Source organism: Amphritea japonica ATCC BAA-1530 (genome assembly GCF_016592435.1).
GTDB lineage: Bacteria > Pseudomonadota > Gammaproteobacteria > Pseudomonadales > Balneatricaceae > Amphritea > Amphritea japonica.
Genome location: NZ_AP014545.1, coordinates 2,883,048 through 2,907,884 on the forward strand (window position 1 = coordinate 2,883,048; position 24,837 = coordinate 2,907,884).

A 24,837-nucleotide genomic window follows, 5' to 3' on the forward strand; every position below is an offset into this window, starting at 1 on the left:
TTGCGCTACTATTGACGGAGAACAGCATATGTTTATGCCAAAAACACTACAATCGCTGACATTGTGCAGCCTGATTCTGACGGTGACGGCCTGCGCACCGACCGTTCAGGTCGCTGTTCCGAATGAGCCGATTACGATTAATCTCAATGTGAAAATTGAACACGAGATACTGATAAAGGTTGATAAAGAAATTGACAGTCTGTTAGAAGAAAACAGCGAACTATTCTGAGGAGCGGTAAAATGAAACAGTTAAAAACAATTCTGACTTTCGCGACCCTGTTACTCAGTCTGGTTTTCACACCTGCCTGGGCAATTAGCCTGAGCGACGCTAAAAACCAGGGACTAGTGGGCGAACAGATAAACGGTTATCTGGGCGAAGTTAAAAGCAGCTCAGAGATCAGTGCGTTGGTGAAATCGATCAACAGCAAACGGCGGGCTGCATATGCCGCCAAGGCTCGGAAAGCAGGTGTCGATGTCAATATTATGGAATTACGAATCGGCGAACGACTGATTCAACGTGCGCCTGCCGGTCAGTATGTACAAACCCCGGATGGGCAGTGGAAACGAAAGTAAACCTTAAACCAGGACTGTAATGTGAGCACCTTTGGAGTATCAGGTAAGCCCTCATATCGTTCGAATAATGCGCTGGGTTTTCTAATCTGCGCACTCAGCCTCACGGCAACAGAGCTCTATATAGAGCCCTATATAACCGAGGTAAATTGCGCCCTGTGCACTATTATCAGGTTGATACTGGTCATAATGGCAGGGCTGTTTCTGATCAGTTTTCTGCTCAATCGAAGTATGATTTTTCAGCGATTAGCAGCTGTCATACACTTGCTGCTGATCACCAGTGGTATCATCACCGCTGTGCGAAGTCTGTTTGCTGACCCGGGCGATCTGTCGTCCGCCTGCAATCTAAGCAGTACAGCTCTACATGAGCAAGCGAGCGTCAACGCCCTCTGGACTACGCTCAACAATGCAGCCAACTGCCCCTATCCAGCCTGGCAAATTTATCAGCTGAATGTGGCCCACCTGTCACTCATCCTGATGCTGATATTATTAGTGGCGGTATGGAAAATACTGATTAAAAAACAACAGAGAAACCTGTTCTTCTGATGAAAAAAACTGCAATAGTCTTAGCTATAGGTGCCACCCTCTCAGCCCCCTTACTAGCAGCACCAGTAGCTCTCTATGGCGACTCTCATAACCCCGGCACTCTGACCTTTTATCTGGAAAATGATCTATTCGCCGACACCGATCAGCAATACACCAACGGCATCCGCTTTTCCTGGACCTCACCCGACCTGAGCAGCTATCTGGATGATAAAAGTCTGCCGGTCTGGTCTCGCCGATATAACCGGTTTATTACCTCTCCGCTGGGACTATTTGACGATACTCCGCCAAAACAAAATGAGATCGTACGAAATCTGGTGATCACGCTGGGGCAACAGATGTATACCCCGGAAGACAACCTCCGTACGACCATTGATCCTGATGACCGCCCCTACGCTGGCTGGCTCTATCTGGGAATGGGCTATAACCTGAAACATAAGCAGCGCATGGATTCAGCGATCCTCAATCTCGGCATGGTTGGCCCTGCAGCAATGGGACAGGAAGCTCAGGACTTTGTTCACGACCTTCGCGGTATCGACAAGTTCGAGGGTTGGGATAATCAACTCAATAACGAGCTGGGCATTCAGGTTGTCTACGAACGAAAATATCGAATACCTGCCAAGAAAATTAAAGGAGCACTGGAGTACGACATTATCTGGCACGGCGGCGCCAGCCTGGGCAACGTTGCCACTTATCTGAATGCTGGTACCGAGATCCGGTTTGGCTGGTTTCTCCCGGATGACTTCGGAACCTCCTCCCTGCGCCCCGGTGGAGACAACAGTGCTCCGGGCAGCAACGACCCTCGTACCCAAAACACCACCGGGTATAGCCGTGACCAGAATTTTGGATTACATGGATTTATCGCTATCGATGGTCGCTGGGTGCTGCGGGATATCTTCCTCGACGGCAACACATTCAGCAGCAGCCACTCTGTGAATAAAGAAAATCTGGTTGGAGACCTCAGCATCGGAGCCAGTATGCTCGTCGAAGACTGGAAACTCTCCTACTCACGGGTTTTCCGTAGTAAAGAATTTGCTACCCAGGGCGAAACCCACAGTTTCGGATCATTCTCAGCTTCGTATAGTTTTTAAGAACATCGAATTAATCACCACAGAGTACACCGAGGGCTCAGAGATATAACTTTCCTTTTATCTTTACTCTGTACTCTCAGTGATAAAAACTTTTTCTGATAATCGCCATCACAAAACGCACCGAAACTAACTTCTCACTCTATAGCTAACAGATGGATATTTTTTGTGGGAGCTGCTTTTAGCATCGACTGGATAGCCCGACTGCTATCTGAGGCTTTTCGGCGTGAGGGCACGCCTCCTACAAAAATCGATACTCTCCACCCTCAGTCTCATCATTCGGAGGATGCTTTTGCAGGAGCGGCCCTCGCTGCTATTAAATTGCTGGGCTGCTATCTAAGGCTTTCTCGACGAGGGCACCTAAAGGGCATGCAAACGTGCCTCCTACAAGACTCAACCCCCAATATTTCAGGCACAAAAAAGCCGGATCAGATGATCCGGCAAACTAAGAAGGGATTCGGTTGATTAATCAGAACGACTGCGTCACTCTGATCCAGGCGCTGCGGCCCGGCTCCGTTACCTGGAAAGGGTCCGGATTAACTGAGTCATCACGACTTTCATGTACGGTATAAGCCTTATCGGTCAAGTTATCCACACCCGCCAGCAAACTTAAACCGCTCTCAAACTCATACTGCGCATGCATGTTAACAACACCATAGCCCGGTGTTTTACGCACATCCTGACCACCGCAATTTGCGCTTCCGCTAAGGCAGATATCATGTTGACTGGCAACCAGCTGCCATTCAACACCCACTTGCAAACGATCTCTCTGATAGTCCAGCGAGGTATTCAGTTCCATTGGCGCGATACGCGACAGAGGCGTGTCATCATCCAGATTATTACCCACAGTCCAGGCCAGCGCGCTACCTAACTGCCAGTTTTCACCTAACTGATAACCTACATCCAGCTCAGCGCCGTAGAGTTCAGCAGAAACATTGCTATAGATATCGCGGCTCTTCATACCCGCAGCAACCGTATTACGCAAAATGTAGTCATCCACCCGGTTATACCAACCGGTAGCCGACCAACTCATCGTCTCCAGATTACCTTGCAGGCTGACTTCTAACTGATGATGCTTCTCTGGCTCCAGCTCAGGGTTACCTATCCAATCTCCACCCATCGTCATACGCGCCATATAACGCTCAGTCGCATCCGCTGTTCTCACACTACGGGACAGATTAGTCTCAACACTGTACTGATCATTCAGACGATGGGTCCAGCTGGCAAAGCCGCCCACATTATCCTCGCTGCGCTCTTCCCCTGCACCTGCTGGTGCGCCGGCCATAGCCCAGATAGCCTGAGGCGTCTGACCGCCAGCGACTTCATCCCGGCGGGTTGCTTCTGCAGTAATATGGTCATAACGGATACCCGCACGGACAACATCATCTTTACCTAATACTTTTTCACCTTCAACAAACAACCCTGTCTGATTGAGCTCAACACCTGGCCACAATAAGCGCGTTGCAACCCCTGCACTGTTCTGTAACTCAGCATCCCGATCGTTGTTTTGTATGTCCGCACCAAAGGTCCAGTCGATATCTGCCAGTCTGGCATCAAAGATCAAACGTAGCCCTTCCGTATCAGACGTCGAAGGCGCTTGCATCTGCATCATTCCAGCTGGGCGAAGGCTGTAATTATCCATATTGTGCTTAACATCCGACTTATACAGTTCCAGCTGTACCTGTTGCAGAACACCTTGTTCAAATTCGTGGGTCAGCTTCAGGCGGGTTGTGTCGGCATCAGCATAAGGGGAGTCCATACCCGCGCCAGCAAACAGCACATCATCCTCTTCCTGCTTTTCATAGCTAGCCTCTAGCGTCGTTGTATCAGTCAGACGATAACCAACCAGTAGCGATTTAGACAGACTTTCGAAAGATGAACGTACTTCGTTACCGTCGCCGTCTTCGTAGTTATCCCCTTCTGCCTTGTGGCCGATAATCCGAACGTAACCATCGTCGGAACCGGCAGCCAGATCGGCACCCAACTCATAACGATCGCCATTGCCATGGTAGCTGGCACTCAACTCACCGTTGTAACTCTTTCCATCAAACTGCGGCCATTCACGTTCAAACAGAACAGTACCACCAGAGCCTCCACCCCCATAAACCACAGTACGGTTGCCTTTAATCACGGTGACGCTGTCATAACTATCCACAGAGGTATACGAAGTTGGCGGATCCATCCGGTTAGGACAACCCCCATGAATGTATGCTCCATCCAGCAATATATTCAACTGAGTCTGATTCTGCCCACGGATGATCGGGTCAATAGAACGCCCGCCCATTCGGATGCCGGATACACCACTGAGACTCTGAAGTAATTCACCACCATCAGTAGTGGGTGATGCCTGTACTGCGCCGGTTTCACTCTGCAGAGTGTTTTCCACCTGAGGCAGGCCCGAGGTTATTTCGATAACCAGGGTTTTATCATCATGGCCAGCAAATGCCGGGGCGGAAATAATGGCAGCAATCGCCAGCGATAAAGTTGTTTTGATCATACAGCGTTCCTTAGCAGTAACAGACGTAAGCTTAGCGCTATTGTAAGTTCTCCCTCTGCTGCTGGGGTGTGACAGGATGTCGCACCTGGGCGTGGCATATTGTCGCACCCTCCCTTCTTTATCACCCTCAACATCCTACTATCGGCAAACTTGTTTCCGATAAGGGAATATCGACTATTTTTTAATACAGCCCTCCACCAAAAAGCGGTATGATACGCGACCAAATTAGAGAGGCATTTAGTCTGGATAGTTCGCCAGACCGATAAACCTCCAGATACATCACGCACGACTTGCTTACTTACATACAACTTTCAATTTTTGATCTTCGCAGGACACACACCATGAGCGCAGATAACACCCAATCCCTGGCACAGCTGGAACAGACTGATGCATTTATCGGCCGTCATATTGGCCCCAACGCAACAGAACAACAAACGATGCTGGCCGCACTGGGACTCGAGTCCCTCGATCAGCTGATCGAACAGACTGTTCCGGGCAGTATCCAGCTGGACCAACCGATCAAGTTGGGCGAAAGCCGAACTGAAGCGGATGTGCTGGACGAGCTAAAGCAGATCGCGTCTAAGAACGTTGTGAATCGTTCGATGATCGGCATGGGCTACACCGACACTATCGTGCCGAATGTTATCCTGCGTAATGTCCTGGAAAATCCAGGCTGGTACACCGCCTACACCCCGTATCAGCCAGAGGTCGCTCAAGGCCGTCTTGAAGCCCTGCTGAACTACCAGCAGATGGTACTCGACCTTACCGGTCTCGACCTTGCAAACGCCTCCTTGCTGGATGAAGCAACCGCAGCAGCTGAAGCGATGACACTCTGTAAGCGAATGTCTAAAGCGCGCAAAGCCAATATCTTTTTAGTGGATGAAAACCTTCACCCACAAAACATCAGCGTGATTGAAACCCGTGCCGAACCGTTAGGCTACGAAGTTATCGTTGGTGACCTGGACATTTTGATCGATCAGCATGAACCTTTCGGCGTGATCGCTCAGTACCCCGGCACCTACGGTCACGTAAAGGATCTGTCTGAACTAATCGAGAAAACCCACGCGAAGAAAGCGCTCTTCTGTGCCGCGGCCGATATCATGAGTCTCGTAATGCTGAAGTCACCGGGCGAATTAGGCGCCGATGTTGTCTTCGGTTCCGCGCAGCGCTTTGGTGTTCCTATGGGTTTTGGTGGCCCTCACGCTGCCTTCTTTGCTACCCGTGATGCTTACAAGCGCTCTGTGCCTGGCCGTATTATCGGCGTCTCTGTCGATACCCGTGGCAATCAGGCACTGCGCATGGCGATGCAGACCCGGGAACAACATATCCGCCGCGAAAAAGCGACCTCTAACATATGTACAGCACAGGTATTGCTGGCCAACATGGCAGGCTTCTATGCCACTTACCATGGCCCTGAAGGCCTGAAGGCAATCGCTGGCCGCATTCACCGTATGGCGGATATTCTGGCAACCGGTCTGGCAAGCAAAAACATTGAACTGACTAACAACACCTGGTTCGATACCGTTACGCTGAACCTGGGCGACCAACGCGATGCGGCATACGACGCAGCCCTGACACTGGGTATTAACCTGCGTAAAGTTGGCGCTGATCAGCTCGGCATCACCTGCGATGAAAAAACCAACCGCCAAGATATCCTCGATCTGTGGCTGGCGATTCTGGGGGCAGACCACGGTCTGGATCTGGACGCGATTGATGCCGATTTAGTAACCAACGGCTCTGCTTCTATTCCTGCTGAACTGGTCCGTACTTCAGCAATTCTGAGCCACCCGGTGTTCAACACACACCACAGTGAAACCGAGATGCTTCGTTACCTGAAGCGCCTGGAGAACAAAGACATTTCACTGACCCATGCGATGATCGCACTGGGTTCTTGTACCATGAAGCTGAACGCAACAGCCGAGATGATTCCGGTGAGCTGGCCCGAGTTCGGTAACATGCACCCGTTTGCACCGATTGACCAGGCTGCCGGTTATAGCGAGATGATCAACTCTCTGGAAGCGATGCTGATAGAGATTACCGGTTTCGATGCCATCTGCATGCAGCCTAACTCTGGTGCCCAGGGTGAATACGCTGGCTTGCTGGCGATTCGTCACTTCCATATGGCCAACGGTGATGATCATCGAAACATCTGCCTGATTCCAAGCTCATCCCACGGTACTAACCCAGCCTCGGCCGCACTGGCCGATATGAAAGTGGTTATCGTCGGCTGTGATGACAAAGGCAACGTAGATGTAGCGGATATGCGAGCGAAAGCTGAACTGCATGCCGACAACCTCTCCTGTCTGATGATCACCTACCCTTCTACCCACGGTGTATACGAAGAAAGCATCCGCGAAATTTGCGAGATCATCCACCAGCACGGTGGTCAGGTCTATATGGATGGCGCCAACATGAACGCACAGGTGGCGATCAGTCAGCCGGGCGAAATCGGCGCAGACGTGTCTCACCTTAACCTGCACAAAACCTTCTGTATTCCTCACGGTGGCGGTGGTCCGGGCATGGGCCCTATCGGTGTAAAAGCTCACCTGGCCCCGTTTGTGGCGAATCATCCGGTGCAGAAAATTGACGGACCTAAAGCTGAAAATGGTGCGGTTTCTGCAGCCCCCTGGGGTAGCGCCAGCATCTTGCCGATCACCTGGGTTTATATTGCTTTAATGGGACAGCCGGGGCTGCGTAAGGCAACGGAAGTCGCTATTCTGAGTGCTAACTATCTGGCGAAGAAACTAGGTGAACACTACCCGGTTCTTTACACCGGGCGTAATGACAAAGTAGCGCACGAGTGCATCATCGACCTGCGACCGTTAAAAGACTCTTCTGGTATCTCTGAAGAAGACGTTGCCAAGCGTCTGATGGACTACGGTTTCCATGCTCCAACGATGTCTTTCCCAGTAGCTGGCACCCTGATGATTGAACCAACTGAATCTGAGCCACTAGCCGAACTCGACCGCTTCATCGACGCGATGGCTGCTATCCGCCAGGAGATCGCCGATGTTGAAGCCGGCACTCTGGATGCAGAAAAAAATCCGCTGAAAGGAGCACCACATACACTGGAAGATCTGATTGATCCCAACTGGGACCGCCCGTACTCAGCAGTACTGGGAGCCTTCCCTCTGGATTCAGTCAAAGCCAATAAGTTCTGGCCAACCGTCAACCGTATCGACAATGTTTACGGCGACCGTAACCTGTTCTGTGCCTGTCCTTCGATTGAAAGCTATTCAGAAGAGTAAACTTTTTATCTCTGGGTAATTTAAGTTAGAAACTGACGGTTACGATAAAAAAGCCCTGCTATTAAGCAGGGCTTTTTAGTTATCTCGAGAAGGTATTTAAGAAGAGGTGAACAAGTGAATTCAAACCATCTGAGAGCCCAGTAACAACTAAGGCTTTCTTTTGAACTCGAGATTTCTCCGTAGACTTTCCTACAGTAGAAATCCCCCACTAATAGCTTCATTTTAGTGGAGGAAAAGTGTCATTTTTGATGACTCTTTATTGTCGTTAACCCAATATTAAAACTGTGTTAACCAGAGAGTACCGACTGGGTGCAAGGTATAGGTCGCTGCTTTCTTTTCAACCAGAGGCATTCCATCCAATATTTCTTTAGCCTCTTCATCTGTTTTTGCTTTGATAAAAAACATGACTCTTGCTGTATCACCTTTATGTACAACGTCATGTGTTTTTTTACTATCGATATATACATTTTCAATAGTGCCATTTTTCCACAACTCAAGCACTTCTGTTGAATGAGCGGCGATCGTATTGTTGAAAAGTTCAGCATCATCGGTATCTATAGACCACACAACAGCATAGGTCGTTCTTGCAGCTGTATCTTCTGCAAATACTGAAGATATTGAAAAGAAACCAAGCAACATAACTGAACAAATATAAGTAAGTAATTTTTTTCTCATGATGACTCTCTCAGGTTGATTAACGTTATTGAAATAAATCTAGATTAAGTTTTTCTTTGGCCTTCTATGGCATTTATTCTCCGTTGTTTTATTAAGAATTATTTATCCCACCACTCATTTTGGATCTGAGCGAGCGTGAAACTTTTACGGTCTTGGGCACGTTGGTAATAACTTGCCAATAGTGGGAAATCATTACCGTTAATCCAGTCGATATAGCCCAGCAGATCGAGCCTCGATAGCACCACTGTCCATATAACGTCAGCCAGTGAATAGATATCGCCCAATAGGAACGTGTTGCCGTTCATCTGTTTTTCAGCAAAAGAAAGGGACTCAAAAGCGCTTTGCTCAATGTCCTTAATGCGCTTTGCATCCACCCTGAACGTTTTGCTTTTATCCGATCTATCAGCACAAGCAAGATAGCGGCTTCTAAGCTCAGGATGCTGTTCAGCAAGTAACAACGACTTATTGATGCGGGCATCCAGAATCTTCTCAGACTTTTCCATGGAGGGATGGCGTGCATAACTGAGAATCTGAAGATCAACCTCGTCAGCCAGATCAATGAGCTTATCCATTAACTGGATATCATTCTTATTGGTTGGCAACAGTGACTTACCATCAGGCAATGCTGCAATAAACCGAATAATTCGGGCTGAATTAGTGACTACTTTTGTTTCGGCATCGTGGCATTCAAGCGTGGGGATAACACCATTGGGGTTTAATTTTACATACCATGGTTCAAGCTGCTCTTGCTCTCGTACAATGTCGATTACATTAGAAGACCAATTTAAACCCTTCTCCTCTAATGCAAGGCGAACTTTCATTGAACAGACCGACAGTGGATGATGATGCAGCGTTAATGAAGACATCGCGTTAACCTCAAGTAGCTAAAAAGTTGATAAAGAATAGTTGTCTAAAGTACTTAGACGCGTGGCTTTAACGGCACCATTCGGGGAAGAACATCGGCTTCGGGCGCGTCCAGAAAGCGGTGCTTAAGCGCTCCGGCAACATGCATGAAGATCGCCGCCATCAATGTGTAAACTAAAATCCAATGGGCTTGCTTAGCCAGGCCTGCCATCTCTATATTTTTATCAAATAGCTGTGGCAGCTCGACCAGACCAAACATGCTGACGGGAAAACCTGCAAAGTTAGTCATGGCAAATCCGCTAAAGGGAATCGCGAGCATTAATATATAAAGAGAAGCGGTGACGATACGCGAGAGTGCCCGTTCCCAAGCGGACAGAACATCTGGCAACGAAGGTGAACGGTTGATGCGGCTCCAGATCAAACGAAGAATGGCAAGCTGCATGAAGATGACACCAAAAGATTTATGCACCCCCATAATCTGCAAACGACTGGGATCTGACTTATCCAGCCCCGTCATATAGGTACCGACTGAGACAAGTACTATCAACATCAGGGCCATTCCCCAGTGAAGCCATTTGGCAAATTTTCCATAGCTCTGCTCGTCAACCTGTACTGTATTCATAAGTCACCTCCATAAGAATTTTGTTAGCACCTAAAGCTTGGTGAAAACCGCATGAACCAAGCTTATTGTGTTCTTATGGATTGATATATAGTCTATGGGAGAACTCATTGTTCTCTGACAGGCGCTAATATGAATACTTTAACGTTGATGGAAACTTTTGCAGTCGTTGTGGAAACAGGCAGCTTTACAGCGGCAGCAGAACAACTAGGACTCTCCAAATCGTTTGTCAGCAAACAGGTCTCTCTGTTGGAGCAAGACCTTGGCGCTCGCTTGCTATACCGCACCACACGCAAGCTAAGCATGTCAGAGGAAGGTTCTCAGTTTTACAATCACTGCAAACTCATCATGGCTGAGGCGGAGAGTGCCCGTGCCGAAATAATGGACAGCCAAAGCGCTCCACGGGGAAAAATCCGTATAACGCTACCTCAAAGCCTCATAATTTCAGGCGTCAGCCAGCTGCTGATTGAGTTTCAACATAAATATCCCGATATCGATCTGAATGTCATTGCCAGTGGGCGGGTTGAGGATCTGGTGGAAGAAGGTATCGATATCGCTCTGCGAGTCGGTCAACTGGAAGATTCCAGTTTGTTATCCCGCCGGTTGGCAGAGTGCACTTTCCAGGTGGTCGCCTCTCCCCAATATATAGAAAAGTGGGGAGAGCCAACTCAACCGGTCGATCTGACACAACACAATTGCCTGATCTATGGTGATTCAAAATCGAACCGTGCCTGGCCTTTTCGGATGCCGAGTGGTGAATCAATCACGGTAAAAGTAAAAGGCCGCCTAATCAGTAATGACGGGACGTTAGTTGTCGATGGAATATTAAATGGCCTGGGTATCGGCTTTGGTCCCAGTTTTTTGTTCAAGAAACAGGTTGAAGAAGGTGCTTTACAGTTATTGCTCACCCAATATTATCAACAACCCACCTCTATATCGGCACTCTACCCGCTCAGTCGCAATTTACCTCGACGGGTAAGGATATTGATTGATTTTTTAGCTGAGCGTTTATCGGCCTAAAGCACTATTCTGTATAGCAATGTCCTGAGTAACTCAAAGAGAACTCCTGAATACGACAAATAAACACTACTCTTCTATCGAGTTATTACCTGAGTCCTCGTTTAGCTCCTCGTTAACATAGCGCTGAATATATTTTCGACCATTACTGATTGTTTTATAAACCCAGAAGCAGAAGAGTGCACCCACAGGTATAAAGATAATCTTGAACTCGGGAAATAACACTGACAACAGAATAGTCAATATTAACGCAACCAAGATAGCCCATCTTCCTCGTTGCTGAACATTGATTTGCAAAGCTTCAGCCTGAGCCGAACTGGTGATCCCCGACTGTACTAATGAAGCACGTAGAGATTCATACTCTTTCTGACGGCGCTTTTTGGTACGTCCAAGGGGGTCGAGTAAATTCATAGAGTAGCTCTTGGGTTGGATTGAAATAAAAGAGATTTCAAAAGCGTCTTCCGTTGCTTTAGCCTTCTGTGAATATAGCAGTCTCCGGATAGGGTATGCCCCCTTCACCATCACCTAAATTACATAGACTGAATCTCGATGGGTATCATACTTTGTAAAGTGCCGGGGGAATACTCTAACAGCAGAAACATAGGTTTCTGATCGATAGATATTATCTTAATACGCTCAGACCTCCTGCTTTAAAACAGACCCTGGAATTCTATTGAGATCTCGAAGTGAGTTACAGGTTCACCATGAGAACATGTATGGCGAGCACTACGCCGGCCTTTTTTACTTCGATTTAAGCTATAACATTTATCAATGGATGACCCTGCCTTTCCTTTTTGTTATTTAACTTCCCAGGGGGCATCTGGAGTCGTTGACTCAACCACATGATCGATAAAGGTTCTGACATTCCGGGCTAAATGTTTATGGGAGGGATAAATAATATAGATGCTTTGTTCAGGGGCTGAGTGGTCAGCTAATACCTGAATTAACTCTCCGCTTTTTAACGAGTTCATGACCAATGGATGAGGTACCTGAGCGATTCCCATACCGTTATGGGCTGCTTCAACAACTAATTTCATATTATCTACTGCATATCGTCCTCTGACGGGAATCGAAATTTCTCCTTCATCAGTCATAAACCGCCAGTATTGATTTTTTAAGCTTCTGCCCATGATGACGCAGTCATGCTGACTCACATCATCAGGGGAGTTCGGCCTGCCAGCTTTGTCGAGATATTCAGGACTGGCACAGAATATACTCTGTTTGGGGCCAATACGACGGGCAATAAGGCTGGAGTCCTTCAGCTCGCCGCTGCGAAACGCAATATCAATGCGCTCTTCGATAAGGTCCACATAACGGTCTGTTACTTCCAATTCTATCTGCACATCTGGGTACTGCCGTAGAAAGCCATTGATCCAGGGCTGCAAATAGTTGACGGCAAAATCCGTAGGCGAGGTGACCCTTAACAGACCCGTGGGCATCGATCTGGATTCACTCGCCAGCGTAGTTGCTTCTTCAATGCTTGCCAGACTCTGCTGGCAATCTTCAAAGTACTGCTGACCAATGTCGGTCAGATGCAGTTTTCGCGTTGATCTTTGCAGTAACCTCACCCCAAGAGCATCTTCAAGCTTCTGTACTTTTCGGCTCACCGTCGTTGAAGGCATATTCAGTTGTTTGCTGGCGCCAACGAAACTTCCCGCCTCAACAACTTTTACAAAAACATAAACCTCATTGAAATCAATCATTAAACAACTACTCATAAATATGGGATAGATAAACCCAACTATACCATCTAATCAAGTAGTCGAATATCAAATACCATGGGGCCATCGCTAACATTCAGGAGGATCAACAAATGAGCCGCTCAATCCTAGAAATCAGAAATGGTCACCAGCACGGTCCGATTACCAGTTTTATCAACCAGAAGAATGTTAAGCAACTCAACCCTTTTGTGCTTTGGGATCACTTCCAGACAGAAGGTCTGGCAGGCACTACAGGGTTTGGCTTTCATGGCCATTCAGGGGTAGCCACTATTTCTTACCCCGTGATCGGCGACATCATCCACGAAGATACTGATGGTAACAAAGGTAAGCTAGAAGCCGGTGGTGTGCAGTTAATGGCGTCTGGTGCCGGTGTTTTACATAAAGAAACCGTCTATCCCAATCAGGGTGTTACCGATGCTTTCCAACTGTGGACTCTGTTACCTCAGGACGAAGTCGAAATGGGTCCGGTATCCTATTCACTGGCGCAGAAAGAGCAGGCTCCGGTTGTTACGACACCGGTGAGCAAGACGAAGATCTTGATAGGGCAGCATTCAGGGGCATTCAGTCCTGCCAAACACAGTGTCGATATTGCCTATCTTGAGGTCAATATTACACCTAATGGTACATGGCAACATGCTGTTGAGAAGGGCCAGACCAGCGGCTTTATTTATGTTCGCTCAGGTGAAATCTCCCTCAACAAAAATTTACTTAAAGCAAACCATCTAGGGGTACTTAACCAATCAGACGATGATCTTAGCCTAACAGCAGGTGACTCGGGTGCTGTCATTATGGTTGCTTTAGGGCAGCCCCTTGACCAATCCATTATCAGCTCTGGCTCATCGATGCATTCGAGCCAGGAACGCTTGAACCTAGGTTCTCACAACATTCAGCGTTTAACCAAAGCGCTTGATGCAACACCAAACAAAGCAATTTAAGTCTGACCACGCCTGAAAATGACTCAGCACTTAATCAAATACCGAGGTCTATTATGAAATCACCATTATTCACACCTGAAAATTCCGCTATGTTATTGATCGATCATCAGGTAGGCACTATGGGGTGGGTCGGCTCCGCAAGTCTGGAAGAGATTAAAATGAATACGATTGCGCTGGCACGTGCTGCTGATGCGGTAGGTATGCCTTTGATCCTAACTTCCAGCATGGAAGATCAGGCACAGGGACCTCTATTTGAGGAGCTGCAACTGGCAGTGCCAGACGCTTACGCGAATCGTGTATTGCGAGGAGGAGTTGTCGACTCAATGAAAGATGAGGGGTTTGCCAAAGCAGTAACAAATACCAAACGTAAAAATCTTATTATCGCCGGTATTACTACAGATGTTTGCGTGGTGTATCCCGCAATCACTGCCGTATCAGAGGGCTACAATGTACAGGTTGTAGTTGATGGTTCAGGCTCACCGACTCAGACCGCCGATGAAACAGCGTTGCGCCGCATGGAAAGCAATGGCGTGACATTAACAACGACTAACCAGTTGATAGCAGAGCTTGCTCAAGACTGGAGTACAGAAAATGGCCAAAAACTGATGCAGGTATTATTTGAAGAAATTTTGTCAAAACAACACTGATCGTTATTGGGGCAATACGTAAATGTCGCCTACCGAGGTCTTCTCATTAAATTAACCAACTTCATTTCATAGTCTCATTTGATTACAGGTAATTAGAAATATGAAAGGCCGCTCATTAAGCGGCCTTTTCATCACAGATTAACTGCCTTTTTTACGTTTCCTTGATTCATTTTGTACCGACCTGTAAAAACGACCCAGCGCCCGGTCTTTTTCCCGTTTCTCTGCGAGACTGGCACTATTGTGGGCCTGCTCACGCATCAATTTAAGGTAATTCGACAATCGACGCTGATCAATCTGAGACGCTTTAAGTGCACTCTGCACAGCGCAACCGGGCTCCGAATTATGCTGACAGTCGCTGTAACGGCACTGTTCAATCAAGGCACTAATATCGGCAAATGCCTCTTCCAGGCCTGCTTCACAATCGGTCAGCTGTAACTCACGCATACCCGGAGTATCAAGCAACACACCTCCACCAGGCATCAGATGCAATGTGCGGGAAGTGGTTGTATGACGTCCTTTGTCATCTGCACTGCGAGCTGCGGCGGTTTGCTGGGTCGACTCCCCCAGTAAAGCATTCACTAATGTAGACTTACCCACACCAGATGAACCTAATACCGCAACACTATTACCCGAGCGACACCAGGGAAGTAAAACCTTTGCGCTACTGACATCAAGCCCATTAACCACTTCAACCATCAGTAATGGATCAAGGGCCTGTACCTGCTGCAAATAACTGCCCGGATCATCACAGAGATCAGGCTTGGTTAAAACCACCACCGCATCTGCGCCCGCTTCTTTAATCAGCGCAAGATAACGTTCAATGCGATTAAGGGAAAAATCCTGATTCAGTGAAGTGGTAATAAAGACAGTATCGATATTACTGGCAATTAGTTGCTCGGATACTTTACTGCCCGAAGCCTTACGCGAGAAGCGAGACAGACGTTCCAGCAGACGATAAAACGTTCCGTCCTCATGCAAAAGGACCCAGTCCCCCACCGTTAGAGCAGGTATTTTGGACGTATGAGGCAAGCGCCGCTGACCTTGCTCGCTATACAGCTCGAGATGTGAGCGATGCTGCGCGATAACTCGGGCAGGCAGGTATTGAGTACATTCTTCTAATGAGAGTTGTTGCTGAAAAAAAGGTGACCACCCCAGTTGGGACAGTGAATAAATTGTAGTCATAGAAACCCCTGACGCTTACATAAGTAGCGTCCGATAAATAATCATCGGGGGCTAAATTGCCCCGGTTTATAAACCGGGCAGAGAAATCAGGTTATACGGATTTCAGCGGACTGCCCGGAAGGTTTTAACTACAATCATCTTTACCCTCCAGTGTTAAATAAGTCATTTACGCAATTAAATCTATCAGAAGCCATTCGCTTGTCAAGCAATGAGACAGCGTCGTTGTTCTGAAGCAGTACTACCGAATAGATGTGATTGGGAATCGAGCCGAATCAGGCCTCGTGTTTTAAGACAGAGCCTAAAATTCTATTGAGATCTCGAAGTGAGTTACAGGCTTCAACATGGGAACAATAGGGGGCGTACTTACGCATAATAGAGTCGCCACTGTCCCAGCTAACCGGTACTTCCGGGTTGAGCCAAAGCACTCGCTGACTACGGCGATAGATCTCTTCCCATAGCGCTATATTGCCATCTTCATTATTATTGCGGGCATCACCCAGCATAATAACGGTGGTACGGTTATCGATATCTGCAAGGGCCATCGTCTCAAAATCACTCAGCGCTCTGCCATAGTTGGTCGGTTTACTCCCCCAGGTATGCAGGACTTCAGCCAACCCTTGCTCCATATCCTTCTCTTCAAACAACTTCGTTACTTCAGCCATATTAGATGAAAAGACGAACGATCGAACATTCGGCAGAACGTCTTGCAGCGAGTATAAGAACAGCAGAAGAAACCTCGCCACCTTACTCACTGAGCCGCTGACGTCGCAGAGCACCATCACCTTAGGACGCTCAATCCGGGTTGATTTCCACTTAGTATGAAAGAGAAAACCATCATATGCGGCATTAGCTGTGATGGTACGTCTGACATCCAGCAAGCCACGCTTAGTAATACGTCGTCTGCGACTGTGCATACTGGCTAATCTTTTCGCCGCTTTGCGGACCAGTTCACCCATCAGCTTGTAATTACGCTGATCAATGCTGGTCAGGCTGATTTTTTGTAGATTACCTTCGCGTCGCTTATTTGGTTCATTTTGATTCAACGCCAGAAATTGCTGTTCGAGGTAATCACGAACTTGCTGCTGCAATCTGGCTCGACGCTGCTGTAGCAGTGAGAGTATCGCACTGCTTTCCTCACGTTCAGCCAGTGCGGCCAGTTCCTGCTGCAACTCACCATCACCTAACGCCTGCATAACCCGATAACTCACCATAGGTACCTGAGTCATAAAGGTTACTTCCTGAGCACCAGAGGCGCCTGCTGCACTGGCTATCATTACCTGCATTCCAGCCATATCGCCGCTGATCAACTGCTGCGCCAGGGGTGACTCAAGACTGTTAATAGCGTCCGGCAGTGGCTCTGACAGTGGCGCGGCCATCGTTTGACCAGTATCCTCAGACGTTGCTGAATTATCCGTACTGAACTGGTTATGACTGTTGAAGTACTGATCAAAAATCTGATCAAAAATCAGTCGATGCTCCAGGCATTTAGACAACGTCATCCCCAGAGACTGTTTCAGCAGAGGCGCATTATCAATACCAACTAACTGTGCTGCTCTTAAGCCGTCGAGGGTTTCTGCCGAAGAAATTGGCAAACCGGCTTGTCGCAGTGCGTGGATAAAATCGCCTAATACTTTTTGCATGATCAATGTCGACCGGCAGGTCGATCAGCTTCCCTTTGTCGCGACTTTAAGAAGATTATGAATCTCGGGTTCTACCGCTTCGATGTCATCCTGAAACTTTAATAACAGATTCAGTGTCGTTTTTACCCACTCATGGTCAAGATTATCGACATTGAGCAATAACAGCGCCCGGGCCCAGTCGATAGTTTCGCTAACCGCGGGGACTTTTTTCAAAGACATATCCCGAAGCTCGCTGATAAATTCAACCAACTGATGCTTAAGCTTGTCATTCAGTTCGGGGACCTGAGCGGTAATAATCTTCTGCTCTATCGCCTTCGATGGAAAAGGAATATAGAGATGCAGGCAGCGTCGCTTCAATGCATCACTAAGCTCACGGGTATTATTACTGGTTAAAAGCACCAACGGCTTAGACTTCGCTTTGACCGTGCCCAGTTCCGGAATAGAAATTTGATAATCGGATAGCAGCTCCAGCAGAAACGCCTCAAATTCCTGATCTGCTTTATCAATTTCATCGATCAGAAGAACGGCACCATCCTCCGTCCGTAATGCTTCCAGTAGCGGGCGTGGCTCAAGGAATTCATCTGAATAAAAGATATCGCCAAACTGATGTAAACGGGAAACTGATTCATCCAGCCCTTTAGCACCCCGCATCACATCACCCAGCTGATCTTTCAATAACTGGGTATAGAGCAACTGCTTGCCGTACTTCCATTCATATAGCGCCTTGGCTTCATCCAACCCTTCATAACACTGCATGCGAATCAAAGGAGCCGACAGCAGATCAGAGGTTTTCTTCGCCAACTCGGTTTTACCCACACCCGGAGGGCCTTCGACTAAGATTGGTTTCTGCAGGTGGCACGCCAGATACACCGAGGTGGCGATAGCATCGCTACAAATATAGCCCAGGGCTTCAAACTGCTGTTTGATGGTATCGGGGGAATTGATTTTGTCCTGATTTCGAATAATCACCGGAGGCCTCTATTTTTTGACGTGCTTCGATTGTAAGACCGTCGCAGCCAAGAAGATAGGGTTAACCCCTAGTAAATATTTACTCAGAGCCCAATTGATCTCTGTTACATACCGTAATTTAAGCGCTTGCTGCTATAATCAGCCCCATTATTTTCACTTGTCCCTAATGCTGACAACAACCTATCCGAGCCTCTATGACATTTTTAAACCTTGGGTTATCTAACCCGATTGTACAAGCGATTGAAGACTCGGGTTATAACGCCCCTACCCCGATCCAGACACAAGCGATTCCTATCGTTCTGTCGGGTAAAGACCTCATTGCCACTGCGCAAACCGGCACCGGTAAAACCGCCGCTTTTGTTCTACCGATATTAGAAAATTTTAATCAGGAACGTACCTTACGGGGTAAACGGATACGCGCGCTTATTCTTACGCCTACCCGTGAGCTGGCTGTTCAGGTTGCGGCTAGTGTTGCTATGTACAGCACACACCTTAATCTAACCTCTATGGCTGTCTATGGCGGTGTTAATGCTGAGCCTCAAAAAGAGCGTTTAATCGAAGGTATTGATATTTTAGTAGCCACGCCGGGCCGGCTGCTTGATCTGGCCCATCAGCGGGCACTGCATTTTGATGAGCTTGAAGTACTGGTTTTAGATGAAGCTGACCGAATGGTCGATATGGGCTTTGGGGAAGAGATCCGTAAAATCATTGACCGCTTACCTGATGCCCGCCAGAACCTGCTGTTTTCAGCCACAATGAGCGATGATGTGCGCGCCCTCGCTGAAGGGTTTTCTGACAGTAAAATGAGCACCCCAGCTGTTGAGCTATCCATTTCACCAAAAGCTACATCGGCATCCACGATAAACCAGTGGTTAATCACCGTTGATAAAGACACTAAGTCCGCATTACTCAGCCATCTGATTAACGAGCAACAGTGGGATCAGGCACTGATCTTTATAGAGAAGAAACATGCGGCCGCCAAACTGGTTGTCCAACTGGCGAAACGCGGAATTAAAGCGGAAGCTATCCACGGGGATAGAAGCCAGATTATGCGGGAAAAAATTCTGGCCGATTTCAAATCCGGTAAACTGCAATATTTAGTAGCCACCGGAGTCGCTGCCCGGGGTATCGATATTGGCGAGCTGAGTCGCGTGGTTAATTACGACCTGCCCTTCAAACCCGAAGAATACATCCATCGTATTGGCCGTACTGGCCGTGCGGGGGCCTCCGGTGAAGCGATATCCTTTGTTGCCCTGGGCGATTTTAAGAACCTCTGCGCTATTGAAAGCCGGTTAGATCATATAATTGAGCGTAAAGAGATTGAAGGCTTTCCGGTCAGAAAAGTCGTACCGGTTTCCATTTTGAATTACGTGCGAAAGAGCAAGCCGCCTGAACCTAAAAGCCGCACCAGAACCAAAGCTGACGCAAAACCTAAAAGCAGATTATCCCGCAATACGTCCGCCGAAAAGCGCAAGGACAGTAAAGACGAGAATCGGGTGAACAGACATATCTGGGGATAAGAAACTGAATACTTGAATCCGGACACTGCGCTTGTTTGAGGTTCGACAAGACAAACAAGCGTAGCGCTCCGACAAACCCAGTGATCAGACTAGCAAAGCGATCAGACTTCAGCTTTTAACCGCCCAATATCATCCGGGTAAAGATAGATTTTTGATAAAGACGCGCGGGGATTTTATCGGCAATCGTCTCATGAAGTGCCGGCAATTTGGACCAGTGAACACCCTGTTTATGGTGATGCGCAGTATGGTAGCCAAGGTTACCCGTCAGCCGATTGAAAAGCGGATCCAGATTATTGAAGGACGCTTCAAATTCATTTTGCGTATCCAGGCCGGAATGATGTTCGTATGTCACATAGGCAGTGAACAGCAAGCTGGTGATCATCGGCAAGACAAACAACATTAGTCCTGCAACCGGATTATACCAAACCAGCATGGCAACGATCGTAAAGGTGATCGCGGTATAAATAAGAAAGGGAGTTAACTGCTTAGGGTGTTTTTTCCCCACTTGGTAACCCCGTGTATAAGCGGTCAGAGCGACATTAAGCGTGTATTCAATCACACCCATTCGCGTTCCGTCTTTGCGCTTCCATCGACTCTCATCCTGTTCCTGATCGAGAAAGTTCAAATGATGGCCTAACACGTGGTGCAGACGCCAAAGGTGTGTTGTAACCCCGGTGTGCAAGGCGTAAACAAATTCTAACCCGCGATTAAGAGCAGTCTGTCTAAAGGTAAACAGATGTTGGTGGTGGTGATTCCAGGCACAAATAACGCCCTTTGGCAGTAACATCAACAAATAGTAGCCACTCAGGATCACTATATTGTTGACGGTAAAGTATAAAATAAAATCAATAACAGTCAGTGTTAGAACAAGAAAGACAGGCCAGCGATCTTCTTTATATCTAAAACCACTCCAACTATTTCGTTTTTTAGGCATTCACTTCACACATATTTACAGTAAAAAAAGCAATATTTATCAGCATGTTAATAAAAAAACTACTGCCTCTCTTGCACCTGACTTCTCTTATCCTGGCGGTTCAACAACGCGCTTATCCGAGGCCACACCAATGAGATAACATCTCAATTTCGCAGCAATAACACGGATGATAAGAAAGCTAAAATTGGATGAGAAGATAAAGCAAAAACGGGGTGCTGTATATAAGCAAATAGAGGGACAATTCTCAGCGCCCCTTAAGTGAGGCGCGCTACACATTTGTTGCCAGTCTGAAATAACAAAAGTCGTGGCTGTTATTCTGGAATTAAACAGGTCTGAAACCAACTATACTTCTATTTCAGTGCTGCATTTTCTGCCTCAAATAACGCAAGCGCCTTCTCCACATCATAAACACCTTCGTTCAGGCTCATGGGGTCCCACTCACTTCTATCAAGTTCAAAGAAGTTACCACCATAGACATGAATAGCACCGGTGAATTCAGACGTCGGATTTGTCACGGAATGAACGATATTCTTACCGAGCTTAGCGACTTCAGTCGCCGCTATAGACTGAGCCCCTGCCGCCTCAATTTTTCCGTTTTTGTCGTCCTTTAGGCGACGCCAAAAAATATTGTCTTCCCGCCCGGAGTAAACGCCAATAATGGCCCAGGTATTATGATTGTGAGGCATTAATGTCATCTTCGGTGCCCAGACCACATTAACGATTGTCAGGCTATCCGAGACATATAACTTTTCAATCATGGCGCGCTTTGGTTCACCAATCGCCGCCATAACGCCTTTATAATCCTGCACAGCACTTTGAACTAATTCAGCGATCACCTCTTGCGGCTTATCCCCTTCCACAGCTGACTTACAATCAGCAATAAAGCTTTCTAAATTAAAACTCATTTTCTGAAATACCCTCAAAACATAACAGTTAAAGAAACAACAAGGGCATCGTATATCTTGAAAATTCCCGACACCCAGCTGGAAAAACTGAAAAACTGATCGTTTAACTATTGATAACGCTCTATCACCTATCCTTAGCCTGTGGTCGCCAGATGATCTCCTTGGCTAATTGATATAATCATTGCATAGCTTTAGCTCACAGACAATTCGCTCTTAATTCTGGATCAAATTAATAGGCCAAATCATGTGAAAACGCGGTCAGCTTAGGGGTTTACAATCACACCAGATAATATGCTTCAAACCCCGGACTTAAAAGTTTCCACAAGGTGATCGATCAGCGCCCGAACCCGGGCTGAAAGGTGACGGCTTTGGGGATAAACCGCGTAGAGCGAAATAACGGTCGCTTCCTGCTCTTCGAATAGAATCCTCAGCTTGCCAGTCTCGACATAGGGCTTAATCGCATAATAGGGACAGAATACGATGCCCAGGCCGGTGGCACCCATCTGAGCGATCGCTTTCGGGCTGTTTGCATGGAATGAACCACTCACCCGTACCGATACCGGCTCGCCTTCAACACAAAATGGCCAGGGGCTCTGATCCGCATTAATGCGCATCTGTAAGCAGTTGTGCCGTGACAGATCTGCCGGGCGCTGAGGCTCTCCTACTCTGGAGATATAGTCAGGCGATGCGGCCACCACCATACGCATATCCATGAGTTTGCGTGCGACCAGGCTGGAATCATTCAAGGGGCCAAATCGAATGGCCAGATCAAAGCCTTCTTCCACGACAGGTACATAGTGATCTGCCAGCTGTAATTGAATGGTGACATCAGGGTGCAAAGGTTGAAAATGACTTACCGCATCGACCAGATGCGTACTACCAAAACCCGTCGGGGCCGTTATCCTGATTGACCCAGCCAACGTGGACTGCCGGGTCTGCACGACACCTTCCAGCTCATCAAACTGTTCTAGCAGGGGCACACAACGGGTAAAGTAAGCCTCTCCGGTTTCAGTCAGCGTGACACTTCGGGTAGTCCGGTGAAATAACTGAGCGCCCAGCTTTTCTTCAAGCTGGCGTACATACTTACTGGCCAGCTTAGTGCTTATCTCGAGCTGCTTTGCCCCGGCGGTAAAAGAGCGCTGCCGGGCTACCGCAACGAAGGTACGCATGCCCACAATGGTATCCAATTCAAAACCCCTTCACTTAAAACAGCTCTGGCAAGTAAACCCGACAACTATCTACATTTTGTAGATAAAGATTCAATAATACCGGATATTGTCCATTAACCGTACCCTATCTAGACTAACTCCATCATCAAACAGATCGGATAGGTTACAAAATGTCTAACACAGTTCAGATTTACGCTTTCCCATTATCAGGCCACGCACATCGGGTTACTCTGTTTGCGAGTCTCGCAGGCATTCCCCATGAGGTAATCAATGTCGACCTGCCCGCTGGCGAACACAAACAAGCCGAGTTTCTTAAGCTTAATCCTGCAGGACAGGTACCCGTTATTAAAGATGCGGATGTAGTGTTATCTGATTCAAATGCGATTCTGGTCTATCTGGCACGAAAGTATGCACCAGCTTACCTCCCTACAGATTACGTGCTGGAAGCCGAAGTGCAGAAGTTTCTTACCCTGGCGGCAGGTGAAATAGCCTTTGGCCCCTGTGCTGCCAGGCTGATTACCGTATTTAATGCGCCACTTGACCCTGATTTTGCCCAGACAACGGCGACAAAGGTTTTAGGTAAACTGGAAACGCATTTAGACAATCGAGAGTTTTTAGTGGGCGATAGCATCACCATCGCCGATGTCGCTATTTATAGCTACGTAGCCCATGCACCTGAAGGCAATGTTTCGCTGGACGCTTATCCCAATGTGCAACGCCTGCTTAAAAATATTGAAGCACAGGATGGCTTCACACCGATGCCCACCACGAACATAGGGTTGCGTGCCTAACCGCTTACGCGCTTACGACTGGCATCCCCTGCTCTAGCCGGTCTCAGGTTCATCTTTAAAGTGGTGAATCTGAGTCAGACTGGCTCTGCTCTTATGAAATGCCCAACCGCTTAACAACACCCACTAGCAGTCTCTCAGGTGACACTATGCAAACTCCACATAACCGATACGCAACACAAACACCTTTTCATACCGGTGAAAAGGTGATGCAAGCCCGTACCGGCATGAGCGAACGGATGGACAGCATCGGTGGGCAGATTATCCGCTCATATATGCCGGACCAGCATCGACAGTTTTTCTCAAAACTGCCCTTTATGGTCATCGGTAGTATTGATCAACAGGGCCAGCCATGGGCGTCTGTTATTGCAGGTAAACCCGGCTTTATCGCATCCCCCAGCCCGACGGCACTTGAATTTATGACTCAGGCGATAACAGGTGACCCATTACAAAATAATATACAGGTTGGCGCCCCACTGGGGCTGTTGGGGATTGAACTACCTACCCGCCGCCGCAACCGCATGAACGCTCATATCAGCCACGCATCGGATAGCGGTTTCTCAATAACCGTTGACCAATCGTTTGGTAACTGCCCTCAATATATACAGACCCGCTCCGTTACCTATACTCCACGTCAACAATCGGCCATCAATGACAACAACATTACTCACTTCTCAACCCTGGATGAGAGTGCGCAGCAGTGGATTGCAGAGACCGATACATTCTTTGTCTCCAGTTATGTCCCCTCAGACAACAGCCCTGACACTGAAGGTGTCGATGTATCCCATCGAGGCGGACAAGCGGGCTTTATCAAGGTGCAGGGAGACACCCTCACCATTCCGGATTTCTCGGGGAACTTCCTGTTTATGACACTGGGCAACTTTGTCATCAACCCCAAAGCAGGACTGCTATTTATCGATTTCCAGAGCGGTAACCTGATGATGCTGACCGGCAGCGTAACCATACTTGCAGAAGGAGACCCTGAAATAAGAGATATACAGGGCGCTGAACGGGGCTGGACCTTCACACTAGAACACGGCGTGCGAATAGAAAGCGCACTCCCTTTTCAATTTGAATTCGGTGAATACTCACCAAGAAGTTTAGCAACGGGACGTTGGTGATTTAGTGCACAGACCGCTCATTGAGAGGCCTTTTTTTGATGGCTTTATTTAAGAACGATACACCACAGAGAGTGATTTTGTTTCATTGATCTCAATTCAGCATCAGAATATCAATTACTCTGACCCCATTGATTCTTGTGCCCTCTGGATACCTGTGGCAATTAGTTATTCCCTACATGCTGATG

Annotated in this window: 23 protein-coding genes; 11 read left to right on the plus strand and 12 right to left on the minus strand. The window is 47.7% G+C overall.

From position 1 onward, the window contains the following. Positions 1-28 precede the first annotated feature (28 nt). Genes AMJAP_RS13255 through AMJAP_RS13270 form a run of 4 tightly spaced genes read left to right on the plus strand, consistent with a single transcriptional unit; the run spans position 29 to position 2,204 of the window. On the plus strand, positions 29-229 hold the full coding sequence (locus tag AMJAP_RS13255) for a YnbE family lipoprotein (RefSeq protein ID WP_019620057.1): 201 nt from the start codon (positions 29-31) through the stop codon (positions 227-229). 11 nt (positions 230-240) lie between these two features. Beyond that, positions 241-573: a YdbL family probable chaperone protein gene (locus AMJAP_RS13260; RefSeq protein WP_019620056.1), complete on the plus strand. Its 333-nt coding sequence runs from the start codon at positions 241-243 to the stop codon at positions 571-573. Between the two features lie 21 nt (positions 574-594). Further along, a complete protein-coding gene (locus tag AMJAP_RS13265; protein ID WP_019620055.1) occupies positions 595-1,116 on the plus strand; it encodes a disulfide bond formation protein B in 522 nt (173 codons plus the stop codon). Continuing rightward, on the plus strand, positions 1,116-2,204 hold the full coding sequence (locus tag AMJAP_RS13270) for a lipid A deacylase LpxR family protein (RefSeq protein WP_019620054.1): 1,089 nt from the start codon (positions 1,116-1,118) through the stop codon (positions 2,202-2,204). The genes AMJAP_RS13265 and AMJAP_RS13270 overlap by 1 nt, the downstream gene beginning before the upstream one ends. Before the next feature lie 466 nt (positions 2,205-2,670). On the opposite strand, the gene AMJAP_RS13275 is transcribed toward AMJAP_RS13270, so the two are convergent. Next, complete coding sequence (locus AMJAP_RS13275) at positions 2,671-4,698, minus strand: TonB-dependent copper receptor (RefSeq protein WP_019620052.1); 2,028 nt, start codon at positions 4,696-4,698, stop codon at positions 2,671-2,673. A 341-nt stretch (positions 4,699-5,039) separates the two neighbouring features. Here AMJAP_RS13275 and gcvP point away from each other — a divergent pair, with 341 nt between their 5' ends. After that, complete coding sequence (gene gcvP, locus AMJAP_RS13280) at positions 5,040-7,946, plus strand: aminomethyl-transferring glycine dehydrogenase (RefSeq protein ID WP_019620051.1); 2,907 nt, start codon at positions 5,040-5,042, stop codon at positions 7,944-7,946. A 276-nt stretch (positions 7,947-8,222) separates the two neighbouring features. Here gcvP and AMJAP_RS13285 read toward each other — a convergent pair whose 3' ends face one another. The 3 genes from AMJAP_RS13285 to AMJAP_RS13295 form a co-directional block, all read right to left on the minus strand. Then, positions 8,223-8,621 carry a hypothetical protein gene (locus AMJAP_RS13285; RefSeq protein ID WP_019620050.1) on the minus strand — a complete coding sequence of 133 codons (399 nt, stop codon included), beginning with the start codon at positions 8,619-8,621 and terminating at the stop codon, positions 8,223-8,225. Between the two features lie 98 nt (positions 8,622-8,719). Beyond that, the gene (locus tag AMJAP_RS13290) at positions 8,720-9,487 is read right to left on the minus strand and encodes a glutathione S-transferase family protein (RefSeq protein WP_019620049.1); all 768 of its coding nucleotides are present in this window, start codon (positions 9,485-9,487) and stop codon (positions 8,720-8,722) included. A gap of 53 nt (positions 9,488-9,540) precedes the next feature. Further along, positions 9,541-10,107 (minus strand): cytochrome b, encoded by a 567-nt coding sequence (locus tag AMJAP_RS13295; protein ID WP_019620048.1) that lies wholly within the window; start codon positions 10,105-10,107, stop codon positions 9,541-9,543. A 129-nt stretch (positions 10,108-10,236) separates the two neighbouring features. On the opposite strand from AMJAP_RS13295, the gene AMJAP_RS13300 reads away from it, so the two are divergent. Continuing rightward, positions 10,237-11,124: a LysR family transcriptional regulator gene (locus AMJAP_RS13300; RefSeq protein WP_019620047.1), complete on the plus strand. Its 888-nt coding sequence runs from the start codon at positions 10,237-10,239 to the stop codon at positions 11,122-11,124. Positions 11,125-11,190: 66 nt separating this feature from the next. On the opposite strand, the gene AMJAP_RS13305 is transcribed toward AMJAP_RS13300, so the two are convergent. Then, the gene (locus AMJAP_RS13305) at positions 11,191-11,532 is read right to left on the minus strand and encodes a hypothetical protein (protein ID WP_156815091.1); all 342 of its coding nucleotides are present in this window, start codon (positions 11,530-11,532) and stop codon (positions 11,191-11,193) included. Positions 11,533-11,918: 386 nt separating this feature from the next. Next, entirely contained in the window at positions 11,919-12,824 is a 906-nt protein-coding gene (locus AMJAP_RS13310; protein ID WP_019620045.1) for a LysR family transcriptional regulator, read from the minus strand. Between the two features lie 110 nt (positions 12,825-12,934). On the opposite strand from AMJAP_RS13310, the gene AMJAP_RS13315 reads away from it, so the two are divergent. Further along, complete coding sequence (locus tag AMJAP_RS13315) at positions 12,935-13,777, plus strand: pirin family protein (protein ID WP_019620044.1); 843 nt, start codon at positions 12,935-12,937, stop codon at positions 13,775-13,777. A 53-nt stretch (positions 13,778-13,830) separates the two neighbouring features. Further along, on the plus strand, positions 13,831-14,424 hold the full coding sequence (locus AMJAP_RS13320) for an isochorismatase family protein (RefSeq protein WP_019620043.1): 594 nt from the start codon (positions 13,831-13,833) through the stop codon (positions 14,422-14,424). Between the two features lie 138 nt (positions 14,425-14,562). Here the strand turns inward: AMJAP_RS13320 and rsgA are convergent, their stop codons facing one another. The 3 genes from rsgA to AMJAP_RS13335 all read right to left on the minus strand — a co-directional run bounded on the left by rsgA (position 14,563) and on the right by AMJAP_RS13335 (position 18,215). Next, positions 14,563-15,606, minus strand: a complete 1,044-nt coding sequence (rsgA, locus tag AMJAP_RS13325; protein WP_019620042.1) for a ribosome small subunit-dependent GTPase A — start codon at positions 15,604-15,606, stop codon at positions 14,563-14,565. Between the two features lie 272 nt (positions 15,607-15,878). Then, complete coding sequence (locus tag AMJAP_RS13330; RefSeq protein ID WP_019620041.1) at positions 15,879-17,246, minus strand: vWA domain-containing protein; 1,368 nt, start codon at positions 17,244-17,246, stop codon at positions 15,879-15,881. 24 nt (positions 17,247-17,270) lie between these two features. Next, complete coding sequence (locus tag AMJAP_RS13335; protein WP_019620040.1) at positions 17,271-18,215, minus strand: AAA family ATPase; 945 nt, start codon at positions 18,213-18,215, stop codon at positions 17,271-17,273. Between the two features lie 194 nt (positions 18,216-18,409). Here AMJAP_RS13335 and AMJAP_RS13340 point away from each other — a divergent pair, with 194 nt between their 5' ends. Next, positions 18,410-19,735 carry a DEAD/DEAH box helicase gene (locus AMJAP_RS13340; protein ID WP_019620039.1) on the plus strand — a complete coding sequence of 442 codons (1,326 nt, stop codon included), beginning with the start codon at positions 18,410-18,412 and terminating at the stop codon, positions 19,733-19,735. Between the two features lie 115 nt (positions 19,736-19,850). Here AMJAP_RS13340 and AMJAP_RS13345 read toward each other — a convergent pair whose 3' ends face one another. The 3 genes from AMJAP_RS13345 to AMJAP_RS13355 form a co-directional block, all read right to left on the minus strand. Next, positions 19,851-20,669: a fatty acid desaturase gene (locus AMJAP_RS13345; RefSeq protein ID WP_019620038.1), complete on the minus strand. Its 819-nt coding sequence runs from the start codon at positions 20,667-20,669 to the stop codon at positions 19,851-19,853. A 350-nt stretch (positions 20,670-21,019) separates the two neighbouring features. Beyond that, positions 21,020-21,574 carry a hypothetical protein gene (locus AMJAP_RS13350; RefSeq protein WP_019620037.1) on the minus strand — a complete coding sequence of 185 codons (555 nt, stop codon included), beginning with the start codon at positions 21,572-21,574 and terminating at the stop codon, positions 21,020-21,022. 296 nt (positions 21,575-21,870) lie between these two features. Continuing rightward, positions 21,871-22,761: a LysR family transcriptional regulator gene (locus tag AMJAP_RS13355; protein ID WP_019620036.1), complete on the minus strand. Its 891-nt coding sequence runs from the start codon at positions 22,759-22,761 to the stop codon at positions 21,871-21,873. Positions 22,762-22,913: 152 nt separating this feature from the next. Between AMJAP_RS13355 and AMJAP_RS13360 the strand changes: the two genes are divergently transcribed. Both AMJAP_RS13360 and AMJAP_RS13365 read left to right on the plus strand, forming a co-directional pair. Next, positions 22,914-23,534 (plus strand): glutathione S-transferase family protein, encoded by a 621-nt coding sequence (locus tag AMJAP_RS13360; RefSeq protein ID WP_019620035.1) that lies wholly within the window; start codon positions 22,914-22,916, stop codon positions 23,532-23,534. A 146-nt stretch (positions 23,535-23,680) separates the two neighbouring features. Further along, the gene (locus AMJAP_RS13365; protein WP_019620034.1) at positions 23,681-24,652 is read left to right on the plus strand and encodes a pyridoxamine 5'-phosphate oxidase family protein; all 972 of its coding nucleotides are present in this window, start codon (positions 23,681-23,683) and stop codon (positions 24,650-24,652) included. Positions 24,653-24,837 lie beyond the last annotated feature (185 nt).

What these genes read in the sequence shown, in the direction of transcription:
- AMJAP_RS13255 (WP_019620057.1), top strand. Translation starts at nt 29, where the DNA reads ATGTTTATGCCAAAAACACTACAATCGCTGACATTGTGCAGCCTGATT.
- AMJAP_RS13260 (WP_019620056.1), top strand. Translation starts at nt 241, where the DNA reads ATGAAACAGTTAAAAACAATTCTGACTTTCGCGACCCTGTTACTCAGT.
- AMJAP_RS13270 (WP_019620054.1), top strand. Translation starts at nt 1,116, where the DNA reads ATGAAAAAAACTGCAATAGTCTTAGCTATAGGTGCCACCCTCTCAGCC.
- AMJAP_RS13275 (WP_019620052.1), bottom strand. Translation starts at nt 4,698, where the DNA reads ATGATCAAAACAACTTTATCGCTGGCGATTGCTGCCATTATTTCCGCC.
- gcvP (WP_019620051.1), top strand. Translation starts at nt 5,040, where the DNA reads ATGAGCGCAGATAACACCCAATCCCTGGCACAGCTGGAACAGACTGAT.
- AMJAP_RS13285 (WP_019620050.1), bottom strand. Translation starts at nt 8,621, where the DNA reads ATGAGAAAAAAATTACTTACTTATATTTGTTCAGTTATGTTGCTTGGT.
- AMJAP_RS13290 (WP_019620049.1), bottom strand. Translation starts at nt 9,487, where the DNA reads ATGTCTTCATTAACGCTGCATCATCATCCACTGTCGGTCTGTTCAATG.
- AMJAP_RS13295 (WP_019620048.1), bottom strand. Translation starts at nt 10,107, where the DNA reads ATGAATACAGTACAGGTTGACGAGCAGAGCTATGGAAAATTTGCCAAA.
- AMJAP_RS13300 (WP_019620047.1), top strand. Translation starts at nt 10,237, where the DNA reads ATGAATACTTTAACGTTGATGGAAACTTTTGCAGTCGTTGTGGAAACA.
- AMJAP_RS13305 (WP_156815091.1), bottom strand. Translation starts at nt 11,532, where the DNA reads ATGAATTTACTCGACCCCCTTGGACGTACCAAAAAGCGCCGTCAGAAA.
- AMJAP_RS13310 (WP_019620045.1), bottom strand. Translation starts at nt 12,824, where the DNA reads ATGATTGATTTCAATGAGGTTTATGTTTTTGTAAAAGTTGTTGAGGCG.
- AMJAP_RS13315 (WP_019620044.1), top strand. Translation starts at nt 12,935, where the DNA reads ATGAGCCGCTCAATCCTAGAAATCAGAAATGGTCACCAGCACGGTCCG.
- AMJAP_RS13320 (WP_019620043.1), top strand. Translation starts at nt 13,831, where the DNA reads ATGAAATCACCATTATTCACACCTGAAAATTCCGCTATGTTATTGATC.
- rsgA (WP_019620042.1), bottom strand. Translation starts at nt 15,606, where the DNA reads ATGACTACAATTTATTCACTGTCCCAACTGGGGTGGTCACCTTTTTTT.
- AMJAP_RS13330 (WP_019620041.1), bottom strand. Translation starts at nt 17,246, where the DNA reads ATGCAAAAAGTATTAGGCGATTTTATCCACGCACTGCGACAAGCCGGT.
- AMJAP_RS13340 (WP_019620039.1), top strand. Translation starts at nt 18,410, where the DNA reads ATGACATTTTTAAACCTTGGGTTATCTAACCCGATTGTACAAGCGATT.
- AMJAP_RS13345 (WP_019620038.1), bottom strand. Translation starts at nt 20,669, where the DNA reads ATGCCTAAAAAACGAAATAGTTGGAGTGGTTTTAGATATAAAGAAGAT.
- AMJAP_RS13350 (WP_019620037.1), bottom strand. Translation starts at nt 21,574, where the DNA reads ATGAGTTTTAATTTAGAAAGCTTTATTGCTGATTGTAAGTCAGCTGTG.
- AMJAP_RS13360 (WP_019620035.1), top strand. Translation starts at nt 22,914, where the DNA reads ATGTCTAACACAGTTCAGATTTACGCTTTCCCATTATCAGGCCACGCA.
- AMJAP_RS13365 (WP_019620034.1), top strand. Translation starts at nt 23,681, where the DNA reads ATGCAAACTCCACATAACCGATACGCAACACAAACACCTTTTCATACC.